The 18,014-nt window shown below is 57.1% G+C and carries 17 protein-coding genes; 8 read left to right on the forward strand and 9 right to left on the reverse strand.

Annotated elements, in window-relative coordinates:
* Window positions 1–171: 171 nt before the first annotated feature.
* Genes xylB through ACR0EV_RS02360 form a run of 3 tightly spaced genes read left to right on the forward strand, consistent with a single transcriptional unit; the run spans window position 172 to window position 3,871 of the window.
* A complete protein-coding gene (gene xylB, locus ACR0EV_RS02350; protein ID WP_480798628.1) occupies window positions 172–1,632 on the forward strand; it encodes a xylulokinase in 1,461 nt (486 codons plus the stop codon).
* Complete coding sequence (locus ACR0EV_RS02355; RefSeq protein WP_480798629.1) at window positions 1,629–2,576, forward strand: aldose epimerase family protein; 948 nt, start codon at window positions 1,629–1,631, stop codon at window positions 2,574–2,576. Before xylB ends, ACR0EV_RS02355 begins: the two co-directional genes overlap by 4 nt.
* Entirely contained in the window at window positions 2,573–3,871 is a 1,299-nt protein-coding gene (locus tag ACR0EV_RS02360; RefSeq protein WP_480798630.1) for a cytochrome-c peroxidase, read from the forward strand. The genes ACR0EV_RS02355 and ACR0EV_RS02360 overlap by 4 nt, the downstream gene beginning before the upstream one ends.
* Here the strand turns inward: ACR0EV_RS02360 and ACR0EV_RS02365 are convergent, their stop codons facing one another.
* Together ACR0EV_RS02365 and ACR0EV_RS02370 are read right to left on the reverse strand one after the other, a co-directional pair.
* Window positions 3,872–5,383 (reverse strand): CRTAC1 family protein, encoded by a 1,512-nt coding sequence (locus ACR0EV_RS02365; RefSeq protein WP_480798631.1) that lies wholly within the window; start codon window positions 5,381–5,383, stop codon window positions 3,872–3,874.
* Entirely contained in the window at window positions 5,373–6,590 is a 1,218-nt protein-coding gene (locus ACR0EV_RS02370; RefSeq protein WP_480798632.1) for an ROK family transcriptional regulator, read from the reverse strand. The genes ACR0EV_RS02365 and ACR0EV_RS02370 overlap by 11 nt, the downstream gene beginning before the upstream one ends.
* Before the next feature lie 192 nt (window positions 6,591–6,782).
* On the opposite strand from ACR0EV_RS02370, the gene xylF reads away from it, so the two are divergent.
* From xylF to xylA, 4 genes are all read left to right on the forward strand, one after another.
* Window positions 6,783–7,763 (forward strand): D-xylose ABC transporter substrate-binding protein, encoded by a 981-nt coding sequence (gene xylF / locus ACR0EV_RS02375; RefSeq protein ID WP_371732105.1) that lies wholly within the window; start codon window positions 6,783–6,785, stop codon window positions 7,761–7,763.
* 75 nt (window positions 7,764–7,838) lie between these two features.
* The gene (locus ACR0EV_RS02380; RefSeq protein ID WP_171182571.1) at window positions 7,839–9,137 is read left to right on the forward strand and encodes a sugar ABC transporter permease; all 1,299 of its coding nucleotides are present in this window, start codon (window positions 7,839–7,841) and stop codon (window positions 9,135–9,137) included.
* Window positions 9,137–9,934 carry an ATP-binding cassette domain-containing protein gene (locus ACR0EV_RS02385; RefSeq protein ID WP_171174927.1) on the forward strand — a complete coding sequence of 266 codons (798 nt, stop codon included), beginning with the start codon at window positions 9,137–9,139 and terminating at the stop codon, window positions 9,932–9,934. The genes ACR0EV_RS02380 and ACR0EV_RS02385 overlap by 1 nt, the downstream gene beginning before the upstream one ends.
* Window positions 9,935–9,944: 10 nt before the next feature.
* A complete protein-coding gene (gene xylA / locus ACR0EV_RS02390) occupies window positions 9,945–11,252 on the forward strand; it encodes a xylose isomerase (RefSeq protein WP_480798633.1) in 1,308 nt (435 codons plus the stop codon).
* 45 nt (window positions 11,253–11,297) lie between these two features.
* Here the strand turns inward: xylA and ACR0EV_RS02395 are convergent, their stop codons facing one another.
* Entirely contained in the window at window positions 11,298–11,723 is a 426-nt protein-coding gene (locus tag ACR0EV_RS02395; RefSeq protein WP_171174923.1) for a VOC family protein, read from the reverse strand.
* A 191-nt stretch (window positions 11,724–11,914) separates the two neighbouring features.
* Between ACR0EV_RS02395 and ACR0EV_RS02400 the strand changes: the two genes are divergently transcribed.
* On the forward strand, window positions 11,915–13,318 hold the full coding sequence (locus ACR0EV_RS02400) for an MATE family efflux transporter (RefSeq protein ID WP_480798634.1): 1,404 nt from the start codon (window positions 11,915–11,917) through the stop codon (window positions 13,316–13,318).
* A 10-nt stretch (window positions 13,319–13,328) separates the two neighbouring features.
* Here ACR0EV_RS02400 and ACR0EV_RS02405 read toward each other — a convergent pair whose 3' ends face one another.
* The 6 genes from ACR0EV_RS02405 to ACR0EV_RS02430 all read right to left on the reverse strand — a co-directional run bounded on the left by ACR0EV_RS02405 (window position 13,329) and on the right by ACR0EV_RS02430 (window position 18,014).
* Window positions 13,329–14,426 (reverse strand): M56 family metallopeptidase, encoded by a 1,098-nt coding sequence (locus ACR0EV_RS02405; RefSeq protein ID WP_480798635.1) that lies wholly within the window; start codon window positions 14,424–14,426, stop codon window positions 13,329–13,331.
* Window positions 14,413–14,808 (reverse strand): BlaI/MecI/CopY family transcriptional regulator, encoded by a 396-nt coding sequence (locus ACR0EV_RS02410; RefSeq protein WP_171089177.1) that lies wholly within the window; start codon window positions 14,806–14,808, stop codon window positions 14,413–14,415. Before ACR0EV_RS02410 ends, ACR0EV_RS02405 begins: the two co-directional genes overlap by 14 nt.
* A 65-nt stretch (window positions 14,809–14,873) precedes the next feature.
* Window positions 14,874–15,275, reverse strand: coding sequence for a DUF2160 domain-containing protein (locus ACR0EV_RS02415; RefSeq protein ID WP_480798636.1), 402 nt, complete (start codon window positions 15,273–15,275; stop codon window positions 14,874–14,876).
* Window positions 15,276–15,283: 8 nt separating this feature from the next.
* Window positions 15,284–16,081 carry a carbohydrate ABC transporter permease gene (locus tag ACR0EV_RS02420; protein ID WP_058280831.1) on the reverse strand — a complete coding sequence of 266 codons (798 nt, stop codon included), beginning with the start codon at window positions 16,079–16,081 and terminating at the stop codon, window positions 15,284–15,286.
* The gene (locus tag ACR0EV_RS02425; protein WP_480798637.1) at window positions 16,078–16,941 is read right to left on the reverse strand and encodes a carbohydrate ABC transporter permease; all 864 of its coding nucleotides are present in this window, start codon (window positions 16,939–16,941) and stop codon (window positions 16,078–16,080) included. Before ACR0EV_RS02425 ends, ACR0EV_RS02420 begins: the two co-directional genes overlap by 4 nt.
* Window positions 16,938–18,014, reverse strand: coding sequence for an ABC transporter ATP-binding protein (locus tag ACR0EV_RS02430; protein ID WP_171089185.1), 1,077 nt, complete (start codon window positions 18,012–18,014; stop codon window positions 16,938–16,940). Before ACR0EV_RS02430 ends, ACR0EV_RS02425 begins: the two co-directional genes overlap by 4 nt.

Below are 18,014 nucleotides of genomic sequence, written 5' to 3' on the forward strand. Positions count from 1 at the left end.
ACTCGGCTCCGGGTGAACTTCTGCTTTGATGCGTGTGGCGCGTGGAATCCCGCATAAAAAAGATGTCGCATTCGTTGAATTTGGCGTAATACGTTAGCGCAAACTGTTTTGAAAAAAGCCAGCAGTAACCGGGTAGGGAATTGCGAAGGGCAAAAAAGGGGGGGAGAGCAGGTGTATCTGGGTCTGGATCTGGGGACATCCGGTCTCCGTGGAATTGTTGTGGACGACGGCGGGCGTGTGCTTGCGGATGCCGAAGCGGGTGTTGAAACCTCCACACCACGCTCTGGCTGGTCGGAACAAGCGCCATCGGACTGGATCGAGGCCTGCCAAAAGGTGGTTGTCCAATTGCGCCAGGCGAATTCTGCAGCGTTTTCTGCTGTGCGTGCCATTGGGCTAAGCGGGCACATGCATGGTGCCACGTTACTTGACCACGAAGGCTCGGTGTTGCGGCCATGTATCTTGTGGAATGACACGCGATCCGCGTCCGAAGCTGCCGAGTTAGACGGTTCCACCGGGATGCGCGAGGTTACAGGGAATATCGTTTTTCCAGGATTTACGGCGCCAAAGCTGGAATGGGTGCGCATACATGAACCCGAGATCTTCGAAAAAGTGTCTAAGGTTCTGCTTCCCAAGGATTACCTGCGTTTTTGGCTCACAGGCGAATATATCAGTGACGTGTCGGACAGTGCCGGGACAGCGTGGCTGGATGTTGGTCGCCGCGAATGGTCTGACACGGCGCTTGAGCTGGGGCATATGCGCCGAGATCAGATGCCTCAACTGGTAGAAGGCAGCGCAGTTGGAGGGCAGTTACGGACCGAGATCTTGCAGAGCTGGGGCCTGACCGGGCCTGTACTGATTGCAGGAGGAGCAGGAGATAACGCAGCAGCAGCCTGCGGTATCGGCAGCATCCAAGAAGGCACGGGTTTTCTGTCACTGGGAACTTCGGGGGTGCTGCTGGTGGCGAAAGAAAGCTATGCGCCCGCGCCGGAAACGGCGGTTCATTGCTTTTGCCACGCGGTACCCGACCGTTGGATTCAAATGGGTGTCATCCTGTCCGCCACAAACAGTCTGAACTGGCTTTCACGCAACGTGGGGCAGTCTGTTGCAGCGTTGGCGTCTGTCTTGCCGGACCGGATCGATGGGCCCTCGGATACGACTTTTCTGCCTTACCTGTCGGGGGAGCGGACACCCCATAACGACAGCGCCATCAGGGGGGCATTTCTGGGGTTGGATATAGCGGCGGATCCCAAGGCGCTGACACAGTCTGTAATGGAAGGTGTCGCCTTTGCCATGCGCGATTGTCTTGAGGCACTCAGGGGTACGGGAACAACGCCCCAAAGTCTTCTCGTCGTGGGGGGCGGGGCACGATCGCGGTTTTGGCTGGAAACGCTGGCGACTGCTCTGAACACTCCGATGGCATTGCCCGAGGGAAGTGAGTTTGGCGCAGCGACCGGCGCGGCGCGTCTGGCCGCCTGCGCATCTGAAGGGGCAGATCCAAAGGACATCATGACCCCTCCGGACATTTCTGAGGTCATTTTGCCAAGAACAGAACTGTGCGATGGATATGATGAAGCGTACCAACGCTATCGCCAGTATTACACGGCCCTGTCGCCGCTGTCGGTGCAACGATGACGGAGCGGTCTTCTGCGACCATTGAACGGGTTACGTTGCAAGACGGTGACATGTCTGTTGTCTTGCTGAACTATGGCGCGATCACACAAGGGTGGTGGATGGGGAAAACGCCTTTGATACTGGGCTATGACTCTCCGCAAGATTACCTCACAGATCCGTATTATCTGGGCGCAACTGTCGGACGCGTGGCCAACCGCATCAGCGGAGCCCGGTTCGACCTGCTGGGTGAAACCTGTCGCCTGACCGCGAATGAGGGGCAAAACACCTTGCATGGTGGCAGGAGCGGGTTGTCCAGAAGACACTGGGATTTTCGTGAAGTTTCCAGAAATCAAGCCGTTCTATCCGTGGTTTCACCTGACGGCGACGGCGGCTTCCCCGGCACAGTGCGGTTTGAGTTGGGCGTAGAGCTTAAGTTCCCGCGCCTGACCTACACGATCACCGCGCGTCCGGATCGACCCACGCCGATCAGCATCGCGCAGCATAATTATTACACTCTTGGCTGTTCGCAGGGCATTCTCGATTGTCGACTCAAAATAAATGCCGATCAGTTTCTGGAACTAAACGAAAACGCTGTTCCCACAGGCCGCACTCTGAACACCAAGGACGAAAACCTGGATTTCTCGTGCCGTCGAATTATTGGTCACGAAACAGGCTATCTTGACCATTATTTCGTGTTTGCGGACGGGAGAGATGTGAAAATGCCTGTGGCAGAAGTCGACGCACCAACGGGTTTAAGTATGAAAGTCTATTCCGATCAACCCGGTGCTCAGGTCTATGCGGCGGCGCATTTGTCGGATCCGTTCAGACCTGGGGCCGCGCTTTGTATTGAACCTGCCGGATACACGGACGCGGCCAACCATCCCGCGTTCCCGTCTGTGATCTCCACGCCGGAAAAGCCATATCATCAGAAACTTACGTTAGAGATAGACGGGGTGCGCACATGAGAGGTCAGATTTCGGCGGCCGTTGCCGGCCTGTGGCTATTCGTACCCGCAGTTCAGGCACAAGACCTTGGCCCGGTTCCGACGTTTGTTGAGCCGGATCTGGAACGTGTCGAGTTGGGGCAACTTCTGTTCTACGACCCCATCCTGTCGGGAAATAAAAACATCAGCTGCGCGACCTGCCATCATCCTGAACTGGGCACATCTGACGGGCTCTCGCTTGGAATTGGCGAAGGCGGCGTGGGGCTCGGGTCCGAGCGTAACATCAATCAGGACAACACGCCCGAACAACGGATTCCGCGAAACTCTCCGGGCTTGTGGAATTTAGGCGCGTCGGAGTTCACGATCTTTTTCCATGATGGGCGGTTAGAGGCTGATCCGACACAGCCAAATGGCATCCGAACACCGTTAGGAACGGATATGCGGCCCGGTTTTCAGTCGGCTCTGGCCGCGCAAGCGATGTTCCCGGTGCTTTCGCCCGACGAGATGGCGGGGCATTATTCCGAAAACGAGGTGAGCAAGGCCGTGCGGCTTGGTTTATTGACCCAGGAGGACGGCGCCTGGGACCTGATCGCGGCGAGGGTGGCGGCGATACCGGAGTATTCGCAACGGTTTGAGGACATCGCGCCCGGGGAAGAGATCTCCTTTACCGCGATCGCCAATGTCATCGCGGATTTCATCGCGTTTGAATGGCGAGCAGATAACAGCCTTTTTGACCGTGCGATGCGGGGTGAAGAAACTCTGCCTGCGTCAGCGCAATTAGGCATGACCTTGTTTTACGGCGAGGCCGGGTGCAGCAGCTGCCATTCCGGATGGTTCCAGACGGATCACAGTTTCCATTCCATCGCCATGCCCCAGATCGGCCCCGGAAAAGCGGCCAGGTTCGAAAACCACGTGCGCGATGACGGGCGGTTGCGCGTCACGGGCGATACAGAGGATGCGTTTGCCTTTCGTACACCTTCGCTGCGGAACGTGACACTGACCGCGCCCTATGGGCACAGCGGCGCATATGCGAAGCTAGAGGATGTGGTGCGCCACCATTTGGATCCGGTGGCAGCCTTACGCAGATATTCGATCGAGAAAGCCGAACTGCCCGAGTTTGATGGGGTGGAGGATACCCGAGCCTTGCAGGACCCGGCACATGTCGAAGCGATCGCCGCTTCTAACACACTGGCTCCTGTGAGCCTGAGCGACGATGACATCAGCGCCATCCTGAGTTTCCTAAGCACTCTGGAGGACCCGGCTTTGCGGTTGGGTGTACCCAAGACCGTTCCCAGTGGTTTGCCCATTGACCAATAGTCAGCGGCGAAGGCGTATCACCTGATTGGGGGTGACGGTCTGCCAATCGCTTGCCTTGCCATCGGGCCAGATCACCCTGATCTGCAAGCTGTCCGCATCGCCCAGACCAAAATGGTGAAATCCAGCAATGCCACTGGCATGACCGCCGCCAACTGTGACTTCCCGCGTCTGCACTTCGGCGTCTGTCTTGACCTCGATAAAGCTGCCAACAGCCAAGCGGTTGGGTTGTGCTTGACCCAGATCCACCATCAACCAGTTGCCATCCTGCGGCGTGTTCTGAAAAACCTCCAGCGGCGAGCCGCGATTGACCACCACCATGTCCAGCCAGCCATCCCCGTTCAGATCGGCTAAGGCTCCACCGCGGGACTTTGCCATAGAAGCGACGCCTGCGTCTGATGCTGTTTCGACAAATTGACTATTGTCGTTTTGCATCAGCAGGTTGTTTGGATCAGTTTGCGCAGCGTCGGGCATCTGCTCGACGTTACCTTTGGTGACAAAAATATCGTCCAGCCCGTCATTATTCACGTCACCAAACTGCGCGTGCCAACCGGTTGAAGGGCGACCATCGCCACCTGTATGCGGCCTGTGTGCTGTTGTCCCCCGATCATAGGTCGCGTCACGCCATGTCGGCCCGTCCGATGCGGGATCGAAAATCTGAAATTTCTGATCCCCCATCGAGGTCAGGTAGACGTCCGGAAACCCGTCTCCGGTCAAATCGCGCGACGCGATGCCCATGCCCCAGATCGAATAGGGCAGCCATCCGTCTGCCTGACCATAAAGGCGCGGGGTGTCTTCCATCGCCCACAATTGTTCTTGTCCGTCACGGACGTAGTAGTGTCGGTCGTTACTGACACGCAGGTCCGCGCGCCCCGACCGCGACCAGTCGGAAAACAGAAGCGAGAGGGAACAATGCCCAGGTTCCAGGTGGACAGGGGCCCCATAGGCACTCCCGACCGGTCGGTACAACACGGTTGGTCCGCAAGTCTCAAACGGTCCGTCCGGATCGCTGCGGTCAACATAAGTACCAAACGCAAGCGTAGGCAGCGCTTGCCCGCTTTCCCAAGTGGCCGAGAAACCGGTGGTCCAATGATCTGCGGAATTGTAGTTCAGCGTCGTGAAAGGCGCGAATGTGCAATCCGGCCCGCCACGCAGCAACAGATCGGGACCGACTCGCAGAATTGCGAGATCAAGAAGCCCGTCGCCATCCACATCCAGCGGGTACGCGCCGGTCACTCCCGTCAGGGATAGTGCGCTGGGCGTGTCTGCGCGAAATCGAACATCCGTCTCGGACAGGTTCAAAAACAGCTGGGCGGGGTTGGAACCTCCGGCGGCGTAAAGCTCGGGGCGGTTGTCGCCATTGCAGTCGAAAACCGCAACCCCGCCGCCGACAAAATGCTCCCAGCCGCCGTCGTACACGTGGGGCGGGACGTCAACGCCAATAAACAGCGGGGAAGGTACATCCGCAGAAACGGCTGTCGCCGTGGTCAGCAGGAAAGCCAGACTAGTTCGCATGTGCCGCCAATTCCCGGACTTTCAGGATCGAGACCTGTTCGATTCCATAAGCAGCCGCTCCTTTTGCCCACATTGAATCCCCCCAGTGGTTCACTTTGATTTCGGGTAGAGGTGCGTCAACGCTGACGACACCGCTTTTGACGCGCGCCATGACCTCCTCTGAATGCAGGTACTCAAAACTTCCTCTTGTTCCGGACAGAATAATGCACTCGGGGTCGAACAGGTTGATCAGGTTCGAAAGCCCCATTCCGAACATCTGCCCGGCACGCGCCAAAACCGAGATCGACCTTGCATCCCCGGCTTTTGCGGATGCGAGTATATCGGTAAGTGTTTGCGGGTCTGTGGCTTGGCTTGCGATCGTCGCTTCACGGATCAGGGCGTATTCTCCGACATAAGCCTCAAGGCAGCCGCGCTGCCCGCACTGGCATAGCGCGCCGTCCAGTTGAACCTTCAAGTGCCCGAACTCTGCCCCGCAACCGCGTTCGCCGCGATACAGCTTGCCTTCAAACACAATGCCCAGACCTATCCCGTGTTCAATGGTAACGACCAGAAAGGTCTTCAGCCCTTTGCCCAGCCCAAAAAGCTGCTCGGCTTTGGCCACCAGATTGGCATCGTTTTCAATAAAGGCGGGGCAGGGCAGGGCCTTGGACAAGAGCGGGCTCAGGTCCACATTGCGCTCGGTTAAAGATGAAGACCAATGAACAAAGTTCTGTTCAGCGTCGATCAGCCCTGCGATGCCGATGCACACTCCGGACAGATCAGCCAGCGCACGGTGCGCCACTTCGCAGGCGCGGGACAGGGCCGTGTGGATCATCTGTGTGAAAGCCTTGGGGGCCATGCGCGCCTCATCCAATGGATGGGTATAAGACGCGATTTCCGTACCCTCGAAATCCACCAAAATGACCGAGATATGATGCCGGGCAACTTTCACGCCAGCGATCATATGGCATCCGCCGTGCAGCTTGAGCAGCACACGCGGTCTACCGCGACGCGTGGACTTGGACGGCGACTCCCCTTCAATTTCCTGGATCAGACCGGCGGACAGCAGATCTGCCGTGGCCGAAGTGACTGTAGCCGGACTGGTCTCAAGCGCGGTGGCAATGTCGATTCGGGAAATGGCTTCGGTGGCGCGAATCTGTTCCAAAACCCGTAATCGGGTGATGTTTCTTTGGTCCGTGGCGTTTGAAGAAGCTCTGCTTTTCAGCATCTTGCCCTCGCGAATCTAATCCCTGTTTCAACCTAGGTGGTTTTTTCTGTTACCGATAGCATAAATATTTTACCGACTGAAATAAATATGCTACCCATAATAACGAGAGCCACGAATCATGAAGCGATGGCTCAATGAAACCGGGAGGAAATCATGAAAAGAATTCTCAGCGCTTCCGCTTTGGCGGTGTTGATGGGTACGGCTGCCTTTGCCGAACCTGTTGTGGGCGTTAGCTGGTCGAATTTCCAGGAAGAGCGTTGGAAGACCGATGAGGCCGCGATCAAAGCCGCGCTTGAGGCGGGTGGAGCCGAATACATTTCGTCCGATGCGCAATCGTCGTCGGCCAAGCAGTTGTCGGATATCGAAAGCCTGATTGCCCAGGGCGTTGATGCACTGATCATTCTTGCGCAAGACTCTCAGGCCATTGGCCCGGCGGTTCAAGCTGCTGCTGACGAGGGCATCCCAGTCATTGCCTATGACCGCCTGATCGAAGATGACCGGGCGTTTTATCTGACCTTTGACAACGTTGAAGTCGGTCGGATGCAAGCGCGCGCGGTATTCGACGCAATGCCCAAAGGCAACTACGTGATGATCAAGGGCTCGCCCACCGACCCGAACGCGGATTTCCTGCGTGGTGGTCAGCAAGAGATCATTCAGGGCGCTGTTGACAGTGGTGACATCGTGATTGTGGGCGAGGCTTATACTGACGGTTGGCTGCCTGCGAACGCACAACGCAACATGGAACAGATCCTGACTGCCAACGAAAACAACGTTGATGCCGTGGTCGCCTCGAATGACGGTACTGCTGGTGGCGTTGTTGCTGCACTGACCGCACAAGGCATGGACGGCATTCCGGTCTCGGGCCAGGATGGTGACCACGCGGCGCTGAACCGTGTTGCCAAGGGCACGCAGACCGTCTCGGTCTGGAAAGACGCGCGTGAGCTGGGCAAAGCTGCCGGTGAAATCGCGGTTGCGTTGAGCAGCGGAACCAGCCCTGCAGATGTCGAAGGCGCGATCAGCTGGACTTCGCCCGGCGGCACCGAGATGAACTCGGTTTTCCTGGCGCCTGTGCCGATCACAAAAGACAACCTGACCGTGGTAGTTGATGCGGGCTGGATCCCGCTGGAAGACCTGTGTCAGGGCGTCGAAAACGGCCCTGCGCCCTGTAACTAAACCAAGTTCCAAACCATAATATCTCTGGCCCGCAAGGGTGGGCCAGAGATCATAGCTGAACATGAAAGATCGGATATGACCGAAACTTCGTCTCAGCCGGTACCCCAAAAAGCAAAGGCCAACCTGTTCCAGCAGCTGGAACTGGATATGCGGCTATTGGGCATGATCGGCGCCTTCATCATCCTGTGCATCGGTTTCAATATCGTAACGGACGGCCGTTTTCTGACACCCAGAAACCTGTTCAACCTGTCGATCCAGACCGTTTCGGTCGCGATCATGGCCTGTGGCATGGTGTTCATCATCGTCATGCGCCACATTGACCTTTCGGTCGGCGCTCTTTTGGCGACCACGTCTGCCGTGATGGCGATGACTCAGACCGAGCTGTTGCCCAATGTATTGGGAATGGGTTTGAACCACCCGGCGACCTGGGCGATCACTTTGGTGGTGGGCCTTGTAGTGGGCACATTGATCGGCGCGTTCCACGGTTGGATGGTGGGGTACCTGACCATCCCGGCCTTTATCGTGACGCTTGGCGGTTTTCTGGTCTGGCGCAACGTGGCCTGGTACATGACCGATGGCCAGACGATCGGCCCGCTGGACAGCACCTTCCTGATGTTCGGTGGCACCAACGGCACATTGGGAACAACCGTCAGCCTTCTATTCGGCCTTGCAGCCACGGCTATAGCGATCTGGGCGTTGTGGAGCGGCCGCCGGTCCAAAGCCGCCCACGGCTTCCCTGTGAAACCTGTTTGGGCTGAGACAACTCTGGCTGGCATCATTGGCATCGCCATCATGGGCTATGTCCTGATCGTCAACAGCTATGCGATCCCGACCCGCCGTCTGGAACGGATGTTCGAAGCGCGTGGTGAGACCATGCCCGAGGGGCTGATCGTTGGCTACGGCATTCCGATCTCGGTCCTGATCCTGATCCTTGTGGCCGTGACATTGACCGTTGTGGCCCGCAAAACCCGCTTTGGCCGCTATATCTTTGCCACTGGCGGAAACCCGGACGCGGCAGAGTTGTCGGGTATCAACACCCGCATGATGACTGTCAAAATCTTTGCTCTGATGGGTTTCTTGTGTGCGCTCTCGGCGGTTGTTGCATCGGCCCGTCTGGCCAACCATTCCAACGATATTGGCACGCTGGATGAACTGCGCGTGATTGCTGCCGCCGTGATTGGTGGAACAGCGCTGTCGGGTGGTATCGGCACGATCTATGGCGCAATCCTTGGCGCTTTGATCATGCAGGCGCTGCAATCTGGTATGGCCATGGTCGGCGTGGACGCACCGTTCCAGAACATCGTCGTCGGCTCTGTTCTGGTCTTGGCCGTCTATATCGACATCGTCTATCGCAAACGTCTGGGGGCGAAATGATGCAAGCTCAAGAAACACAGAACCAAGCTTCGGGCCGTGGCTCCGGCCAGCCTCCTCTGGTGGAGATGCGCGATATCTCGATTTCCTTTGGCGGCATCAAGGCGGTAGATCACGTCTCGGTCGATCTGTACCCGGGCGAAGTTGTGGGCCTTCTGGGTCACAACGGGGCCGGTAAGTCCACTCTGATCAAGGTGCTTTCGGGCGCCTATCAGATGGACCATGGCGAAATCCTGATCGATGGCAAGAAGGTTGAGATCAACAACCCGCGTGACGCGCGGGCCAACAATATTGAGACGATCTATCAGACGCTGGCGCTGGCGGACAATCTGGATGCAAGCTCGAACCTTTTCCTGGGTCGGGAAATGGTCACGCCCTTCGGTCTGGTCAATGATGCTGCGATGGAGGCTGAGTGTCGCAAAATCATGGCGCAGCTGAACCCGAACTTTCAGAAGTTCAACGATCCGGTCTCGGCCCTGTCGGGCGGTCAGCGGCAATCGGTGGCCATTGCGCGCGCGGTGTATTTCAACGCACGCATCCTGATCATGGACGAGCCCACAGCCGCGTTGGGTCCGCATGAAACGCAGATGGTGGCGGACCTTATCCAACAGTTAAAGGCGCAAGGTATCGGGATTTTCCTGATCGACCACGATGTGCACGCTGTGATGGAGCTATGCGACCGGGCCTCGGTCATGAAGAACGGGCAATTGGTTGGCACAGTCGACATCCCTGATGTCACTGACGACGACCTGTTGTCGATGATCATTCTGGGCAAGAAACCCGGCGAAAAGACGGAATGAGGTGAGCAAGATGACGAGCGGATTCTTTCAGGGGATTGAGCAGGTCCAATTCGAGGGCGAGGACAGTAAGAACCCGCTCGCGTTCCGTCACTACAACCCGGACGAAATCGTCATGGGCAAGCGCATGGAGGACCACCTGCGTTTTGCCGTGGCGTGGTGGCATTCGTTCGCGTGGGAGGGCGGGGATCCGTTTGGCGGCCCCACTTTCGAACGCCCCTGGCATCCGCAGGATGACATGGGCCGGGCCAAGATGAAGGCCGATGTGGCCTTTGAGATGTTTCAGATACTGGGGCAGCCCTATTTCTGCTGGCACGATGCGGACATTCGCCCCGAACAGGGGAATTTCGCGGACAATCTGCGCACGTTGAACGAGATCACCGACTATATCGGCGAAAAGATGCAGGTGTCGGGCACCAAGCTGCTGTGGGGCACGGCCAATATGTTCAGCCATCGCCGCTGGATGGGCGGCGCCAGCACGAACCCTGACCCGGATGTCTATGCTTTTGCCGCAGCCACGGTGAAATCCTGCCTGGATGCCACCCACAAGCTGGGCGGTGAGAACTATGTGCTGTGGGGCGGGCGTGAAGGCTATGAGACGCTTCTCAACACTGACATGAAGACCGAGCTGGATCATATGGGCCGGTTCCTGAACATGGTGGTCGAGTACAAGCACAAGATCGGGTTCAAAGGTGCGATCCTTGTTGAGCCCAAGCCGCAGGAGCCTTCAAAGCACCAGTATGATTATGACGCGGCCACCTGCATCGGGTTCCTGCGCAAGTATGGTCTGGAGGATGAGGTCAAACTGAACCTCGAACAGGGGCATGCGATCCTTGCCGGCCATAGCTTTGAACATGAGATTGCCGTGGCAGCGGCCGAAGGGATGCTGGGGTCCATCGATATGAACCGGAACGATTATCAATCGGGCTGGGACACGGATCAGTTCCCCAACAACACGCCCGAAGTCGCGCTGGCCTATTACCACATTTTGAAAGCGGGCGGGTTCACCACCGGGGGCACCAACTTCGACGCCAAGCTGCGCAGACAATCCATCGACGCCGAAGATCTGATTGCCGCGCATGTGGGCGGGATGGATATCTGTGCCCGAGGTCTGAAAGCCGCGGCTGCGATGCTTGAAGACGGCGGTTTGGAAAAAGCGCTGGTGGACCGCTATGCGGGCTGGAAGACGCCCGAGGCGCAGGCGATGCTAGCTTCAGGCCTGGACGAGATTGCCGCACGGGTTTTGGCCGAGGGGATCAATCCTCAACCACGATCGGGGCGTCAGGAAATACTGGAAAACTACGTCAACAGGTTTGTCTGAGGAACGGAAGCCGGGGAGAGGGCGGTTGGTTCCGCCCTTTTCGGATCAGTCGTCCTGAACAACCTGCTGGTGGACTTCGATCACGTTGCCTTCGGGGTCGTGAAAAAACACCTGATGCCACTCTTTCGCAAATGTGGTGCCGTAGTCGGAATAAGGAATGCCGCGTTCGTCCAGCAGCTTCAGGAAGGCGGGCAGATCATCGGTGCGAAAGGCGATATGGCCGCGCTCGACAGGGTTGATCACCCGCCCGTTCTTGAAGGCTACATCAAAGGCGCGCTGGGCCAAATGCATCTGCATGTTGCCCTCGGTCGCAAAGCGGATTTTACCGTCATAGCCGCTGTCTTTGTCGGCTTCGGTGCGTGGAAAATTGTCCTGTGGGATATCATCCAGACCCAGCACGTTAGTGTAAAAATCATGCATACGATCAACATCATCAGCCACGAAGTTGATGTGGTGGAATTCCAGTTTCATGCTCTGCCTCGCCTCGGACAATAGGTGTTAGGGCAGTTCTAACACGTCATAATGGGGCTGTGGATGGCAAAACGGGATGGCGGGTTGCGTCGGGTGTTCAACCACGACCACCAAGATCGGAACGAAACCGTTGACGCGTGGCGGTGATCTGTGATTCTGGCTCAGTACGCCTCCGAGCACAACAGGTTAGAATGTCCAACCAATCTCAAACCGAAGCCGTATTCCTGAGCGGCAGTCTGATGCGGCATGTCACCCGAATGTCGTTGACGACAAGCATCGGGCTGATGGCAATTTTCGCCGTCGACTTTGTGGACATGGTCTTCATTTCGATGCTGGGCAACGACGCGCTGGCGGCGGCTGTAGGCTATGCGGGAACGCTGTTGTTTTTCACCAACGCAATCAATATCGGCCTGTCGATTTCTGCCGGGGCACTGGTTGCGCGGGAACTGGGGGCGGGGCGGGCCGAACAGGCAAGGCATTATGCGTCCAGTGTGGCGGTGCTGGGTCTGATCGTCGGTTTGGTCGTTCCGGTGCTGGTCTTGTTGAACCTCAGCCATCTGCTGTCATTGCTTGGCGCAGAAGGTGAGGTTCTGAGGCTGGCCACGCGCTATGTCTCGATCATCCTGCCGACAATGTGCGTCATGTCGATTGCTATGGCGGCCATGGCCGTGCTGCGTGCCCATGGCGATGCGCGGCGGTCAATGATGGCCACAATCTATGGCGGCGTGGTGAATGCGGTTCTGGACCCGATCCTGATCTTTGCTCTGGGACTGGGGCTGGATGGAGCGGCAATAGCCTCGGTTTTGGCGCGGTTGTGCATGCTGGGTGCAGCGCTATGGCCCGCGTTAAAGGTTCATAAGGGGTTTGCGCGCCCGTCTTTGAAACAGGTGGCTCAGGACTTACGCCCTGTCCGTGCCATCGCAATTCCTGCTGTTCTGACAAACGTGGCCACGCCCATCGGGAACGCGATCGTAGTGCGCGAGATTGCGCAATTCGGGACAGATGCGGTAGCGGGCATGGCCGTCATAGGACGGCTGCTGCCAGTAGCCTTTTCGGTCATTTTTGCCCTGTCAGGCGCAATAGGGCCAATCATCGGACAGAATTTTGGGGCCGAGAAGATTGACCGGGTACGCGCCGCTTTTCTGGCCGGGATCAAATTCACCGCACTTTACGTTCTTGGCATGGCTGCGATCTTGTTTTTGCTTCGCGCACCTATTGCAGACTTGTTTGCAGCCCAAGGGGAAACACGAGTTCTGATTTATCTGTTCTGCGGGCCTTTGGCGCTGGCCTCGTTTTTCAATGGTGTGATTTTCGTGTCGAATGCCAGTTTCAACAACCTTGGGCACCCGGTTTATTCCACTTGGATCAATTGGGGACGACACACGATTGGAACGTGGGTTTTCGCAACCATTGGGTCCAATCTTGCTGGGGCATCTGGTGTTCTGCTGGGCCAAGCCTTTGGCGGCGTCATTTTCGCCATCATCAGCTGGGTTATGGTCGAGCGTGTGGTGGCGCGGTTGGGCCGTTCACACGCGCCCGAGCCTTTTGTGGATCAGGGTCGTATCCATTCCCTGTTTGGGCGCCGCGGCTGGTAAGGCAGCGGCATTAGTTGCCCTGATTACGCGCCTGAAGACGTTCCAGATTGACGACCGTCGACAGCATCAGGCGATCATGACTCCAGTCCTGAGTTTGCTGGATCGAAGCCGCACCCAGCGCCAAAAGGATGGCGAAGGTCAGTGACATACCAAGGAACAGCGCGGGTAGGGGGGCTTCGGCGGGCTGTTCATCCGTCAACGCAATCACACGCTGACGCAAGACGCGCTTGGCTTTTCCACCGGTCACAAAGGCAACGTTTAAGACGCGCGGATTTCTTGTCGAAAGAGTACGCGCGCAATAGTCCAGAAGACAGGTAGTGTATTCGCGCGCATCGATCCTTTTGCGGGCGACAACAGATTGGTCACATGCCAGCTCACGCAAGCGGCCGAACTGATACTTGAGCATCAGGTATGCGGGGTTCCAGAACAGCAGAGGGCGCAGAAGTTCAAATCCGAGTTCCCATTCCACATCGCCTGCACGAATGTGCTGAAACTCGTGGGCCAGTGCAAAACGCAGCTCGCGCGGTGTGTCCAGAAGATGGCTGGGCAGTACGACATGACGGCGGCGCAGACCACGAACCGCGAACGGCACGGTGATGCGATCCGACAGGCGGATATCCACCTTTGCCGATTTCCGCCAAAGGAAGCTTGACCTGACCGTTTGTCGGATCATCACGGCGTCCCGAAAAGCTCGAACGGCATATACAATTGCGACGACAGCGAACAGGGCAGCGAGTGAGATGAAAACGGGCTGCTGTCCTGACAAAGCAAGATCAACCCATCTTTCACGTGTATTCAGCAGGGCCTCGAACTGCACGGCAGGCATAGCGATCTCGCCGCGCAGATAAGCGGCAACCGCGATGTCACCAAGGGCGACAGCGCTTCCCGGCCATGCATGAGCGGCCAAAGACGATACGCCCAATGCAAGAAAAGGGCTGATCAGAATACAAATGCACAGAACCTTGAGTGCGCGTAACTGTGCGACATAGCCGTGGCGCAAAGCCGTGCGGGTCAGGGCGGCGCGTGCCATCAACCAGATGGCCGCCGACAATGCCAGCACAATGTTAAGTTCGATATATGCGTCGAGAACCGGTCTAACCGCTGTCATTTTGCAGTCTCCTCTCTACCAGCGCTCGAATATCCTCCAGGTCGGCTTCGCTCAGCCCTGCATCATCGACGAGCCGGGCCACCAGCGTGGCAGGCGTGTCATCGAACAAGGTGCGGGACAGGTTTTGTAGCGAACGGGCCTGATATCTGTCCTTTTCCAGAAGCGGCGTATAGATCAGGGTCTTGCCTGACTTACGGCTTTCTACAAAACCCTTTTCATCCAGAATGCGCAGGATCGTGGCACCAGACGTATAGGCCAGATTGCGGTCTGAGGGCAGGCGGTCTAGGACATCGCGCACCGAGCCTTCCCCGAGGGCCCAGAGTTCGTTCATGAACTCCAGTTCGACCTCGGTCAGCAGATTTGTCGTCTTTTTCTTTCGCATCGATCTCGGTGTCGTCATGGTTCGTATGCCTGACAGACAAGCATCCTTTCGCGATTTCTCAAAGTCTAAACTTTCCAGAACACAAAAACGCCCCAGCCAATCGAGAGGAAAAGTGGTGTCCAGACTGGTTGTCCGACGATCCCAAGCCAGGCGAGAAAGATATAAGCTGAGCCTAGCAAGGTAATGAACAGCCGGTCGCCCAACGTGGTGGTAAGGCCCAGCACGCCACGCCGTTCGATCCCGTCTCGATACTTGAACCCTTCAAGAACCCCGATCAGGGCGATGGCTGAGAAGATTCCAACGAAGAGGGCGAGTGTCGCTGGTGTCCAGGCCATCCAGAATTCGGGCCAAAGGGGATCGGTCCAGGAAAATCCCTTTTCCTCTTGCTGTCCGACATTGCCCCAACCTGCTTGCTGAGCGACAGCCATGGTGGGCAGGAAGGGGAGGGTGATCAGAAGTTTACGCATATTGAACCTCACACACGTCCCATCGCGAAACCGCGCGCGATGTAGTTGCGAACAAACCAGATGACGATGGCACCGGGGATGATGGTCAGCGTCCCGGCGGCAGCCAGAAGACCCAGTTCATATCCCGCGCTTGATGCGGTGCGGGTCATTACGGCGGCGATGGGTTTGGCTTCGACTGCAGTCAGTGTTTTCGCCAGCAGCATTTCTACCCAAGAGAACATGAAGCAGAAGAAGGCTGCGACGCCGACACCCGCTTTGATGTTGGGCAGGAAGATCGTCACGAAAAAGCGCGGGAAGGAATAGCCATCGACATAGGCTGTTTCATCCAGTTCTTTCGGGATGCCACGCATAAAGCCTTCCAAAATCCACACTGCCAAAGGCACGTTGAACAGCGTATGCGCCAGAGCCACGGCCAGATAGGTGTCGAACAGGTGGATCGACGAATAGAGCTGGAAGAAGGGTAGCGCGAACACCGCCGCCGGAGCCATCCGGTTGGTCAGCAGCCAGAAGAACAATTGCTTGTCCCCAAGGAACCGGTAGCGCGAGAACGCATAGGCCGCAGGCAGGGCGACACAGACCGACAGCACCGTGTTGATCGTCACATAGATGATCGAGTTGATGTACCCCCAATACCACGTCGGATCGGTGAAGATGGTAATGTAATTCTCCAGCGTAAAGGTCTGGGGGAACAGGGAAAAGCCCGACAAGATCTCGTTCGTCGTCTTAAAGGACATCGCCACCAGCCAATAGATCGGCAGCATCAGGAACGCGATGTAGAGGATCGGGATAAGGGACCGCTTTTTCATTCCGCATCATCCTTTGTCATCAGTGTGTAGAAGACCCACGAAACCAGCAGCGTGATCGCGAAGTAGATCAGGCTCATCGCAGCTGCAGGGCCGAGGTCGAACTGTCCCAGCGCGATCTTCACAAGGTCGATCGAAAGCAAGGTGGTTGAGTTGCCGGGGCCGCCGCCTGTTAGAACGAAAGGCTCGGTATAGATGTTGAAACTGTCCATGAAACGCAGCAAAACGGCGATGGTCAGGACGGTCTTCATCTTGGGCAACTGGATATAGCGGAACACGGACCATGGGCTGGCACCGTCAATCTTGGCCGCCTGATAATATGCATCCGGGATCGAAACGAGGCCCGCATAGCACAGCAGCACAACCAGCGACGTCCAGTGCCACACATCCATCACGATGATGGTGATCCAGGCCGACAAAGGCTGTTGCGTCATGTCATAGTTTATGCCCAGCACATCATTCAGGAAATATCCCATCAAGCCGATTTTCGGCAGTGTGAAGATGTTCCACATTGAGCCGACTACGTTCCATGGGATCAACATGGGCAGCGCCATCAAGACCAGACAGACCGGTACCCAGAACCCTTTGCGCGGCATCGACAGGGCAACGATAATACCCAGCGGCACCTCGATCAGCAGGATCAGGAAGGTGAACAGGAATTGCCGACCCAAGGCGGCCTGGAACCGGTCAGAGCGCAGGATTTGTTCGAACCAGCCCAGACCTTCCCAGAAGAACTGGTTATTGCCGAAGGTTTCCTGCACCGAGTAGTTGACCACCGTCATCATCGGCACCAGCGCGTTGAACGCGACCAGCGCCAGAACCGGCAGGACAAAGAACCATGCTTTTTGGTTTTCTGTTCTCATTGCGCCCGCTCCTGAGTTGCGATCCAGCCGTCGCGGTAGACGCGGGATTGTTCTGGTTTGAATTGCAGGAAAACATGCGAACCTGGGTTGGGCGCGTTGTGTTCTGCCACCGCCTTTACTGGGGTGTCTCCGACCATGGCGCTGACCACATAGTGTCGACCGATATCCGCAACTTTGGTCACATGCGCGGGGACGCCTGTTTCGCCAAAGCTTATGTATTCCGGGCGAATACCCAGATCGGTGCGGCCACCTTCGCCTAGGGTGGGGCCTTCCAGCATGACCTCGTGTCCTTCGAAGACCGCGCGGTCACCTTTGGCCTCGCAGGGCAAAACATTCATGCCCGGCGATCCGATGAAATGGCCTACGAATGTGTGCTGGGGGCGTTCAAATAGTTCAACAGGCGTGCCAATCTGCACGACCTCGCCCTCTTGCATGACGACCACTTCGTCGGCGAAGGTCAACGCTTCGGTCTGGTCGTGGGTCACGTAAATCATGGTGGCTTTGACACGCTGGTGCAGCTCTTTCAGCTTGGACCGCAGTTTCCATTTCAGATGTGGATCAATCACTGTCAGAGGTTCGTCGAACATGACCGCGTTCACGTCGTCACGGACCAGACCGCGCCCCATCGAGATCTTTTGCTTGTTGTCCGGGCTGAGGCCACTGGCGCGAGTGTTCAGCATGTCCGTGACATCCAGCATCTCAGCAATCTCATCGACGCGACGTTTGATGGTCGCTGCATCGACGCCCCGGTTCTTGAGCGGGAACGCCAGGTTTTCGCCCACAGTCATCGTGTCGTAGATCACTGGGAACTGGAACACCTGTGCGATGTTGCGCTGATCGGGGGGCAGCGCCGTCACGTCCCGGTCATCAAATAGGATCCGACCTTCCGAGGGGGTAAGAAGGCCGGATATGATGTTCAGCAGCGTTGACTTGCCGCAACCCGACGGCCCGAGCAGAGCATATGCCCCACCATCGCGCCAGGTCACATCAATTTCTTTCAGCGCATAGTCCTCGGGGCCTTTCGGCGCGGGCATGTAGCTGTGTCGTAGGTTTGAAAGCTTGATCTGTGCCAT

The sequence above is a fragment of the Ruegeria sp. CF8 genome, assembly GCF_056537285.1.

Coding starts and splice junctions, on each gene's coding strand:
- ACR0EV_RS02385 (WP_171174927.1), top strand. CDS start 9,137: ATGCAAGCTCAAGAAACACAGAACCAAGCTTCGGGCCGTGGCTCCGGC.
- xylF (WP_371732105.1), top strand. CDS start 6,783: ATGGGTACGGCTGCCTTTGCCGAACCTGTTGTGGGCGTTAGCTGGTCG.
- ACR0EV_RS02405 (WP_480798635.1), bottom strand. CDS start 14,426: ATGACAGCGGTTAGACCGGTTCTCGACGCATATATCGAACTTAACATT.
- ACR0EV_RS02410 (WP_171089177.1), bottom strand. CDS start 14,808: ATGCGAAAGAAAAAGACGACAAATCTGCTGACCGAGGTCGAACTGGAG.
- ACR0EV_RS02395 (WP_171174923.1), bottom strand. CDS start 11,723: ATGAAACTGGAATTCCACCACATCAACTTCGTGGCTGATGATGTTGAT.
- ACR0EV_RS02360 (WP_480798630.1), top strand. CDS start 2,573: ATGAGAGGTCAGATTTCGGCGGCCGTTGCCGGCCTGTGGCTATTCGTA.
- ACR0EV_RS02420 (WP_058280831.1), bottom strand. CDS start 16,081: ATGAAAAAGCGGTCCCTTATCCCGATCCTCTACATCGCGTTCCTGATG.
- ACR0EV_RS02365 (WP_480798631.1), bottom strand. CDS start 5,383: ATGCGAACTAGTCTGGCTTTCCTGCTGACCACGGCGACAGCCGTTTCT.
- ACR0EV_RS02425 (WP_480798637.1), bottom strand. CDS start 16,941: ATGAGAACAGAAAACCAAAAAGCATGGTTCTTTGTCCTGCCGGTTCTG.
- xylA (WP_480798633.1), top strand. CDS start 9,945: ATGACGAGCGGATTCTTTCAGGGGATTGAGCAGGTCCAATTCGAGGGC.
- ACR0EV_RS02380 (WP_171182571.1), top strand. CDS start 7,839: ATGACCGAAACTTCGTCTCAGCCGGTACCCCAAAAAGCAAAGGCCAAC.
- ACR0EV_RS02370 (WP_480798632.1), bottom strand. CDS start 6,590: ATGCTGAAAAGCAGAGCTTCTTCAAACGCCACGGACCAAAGAAACATC.
- ACR0EV_RS02400 (WP_480798634.1), top strand. CDS start 11,915: ATGTCCAACCAATCTCAAACCGAAGCCGTATTCCTGAGCGGCAGTCTG.
- ACR0EV_RS02430 (WP_171089185.1), bottom strand. CDS start 18,014: ATGGCACAGATCAAGCTTTCAAACCTACGACACAGCTACATGCCCGCG.
- ACR0EV_RS02415 (WP_480798636.1), bottom strand. CDS start 15,275: ATGCGTAAACTTCTGATCACCCTCCCCTTCCTGCCCACCATGGCTGTC.
- ACR0EV_RS02355 (WP_480798629.1), top strand. CDS start 1,629: ATGACGGAGCGGTCTTCTGCGACCATTGAACGGGTTACGTTGCAAGAC.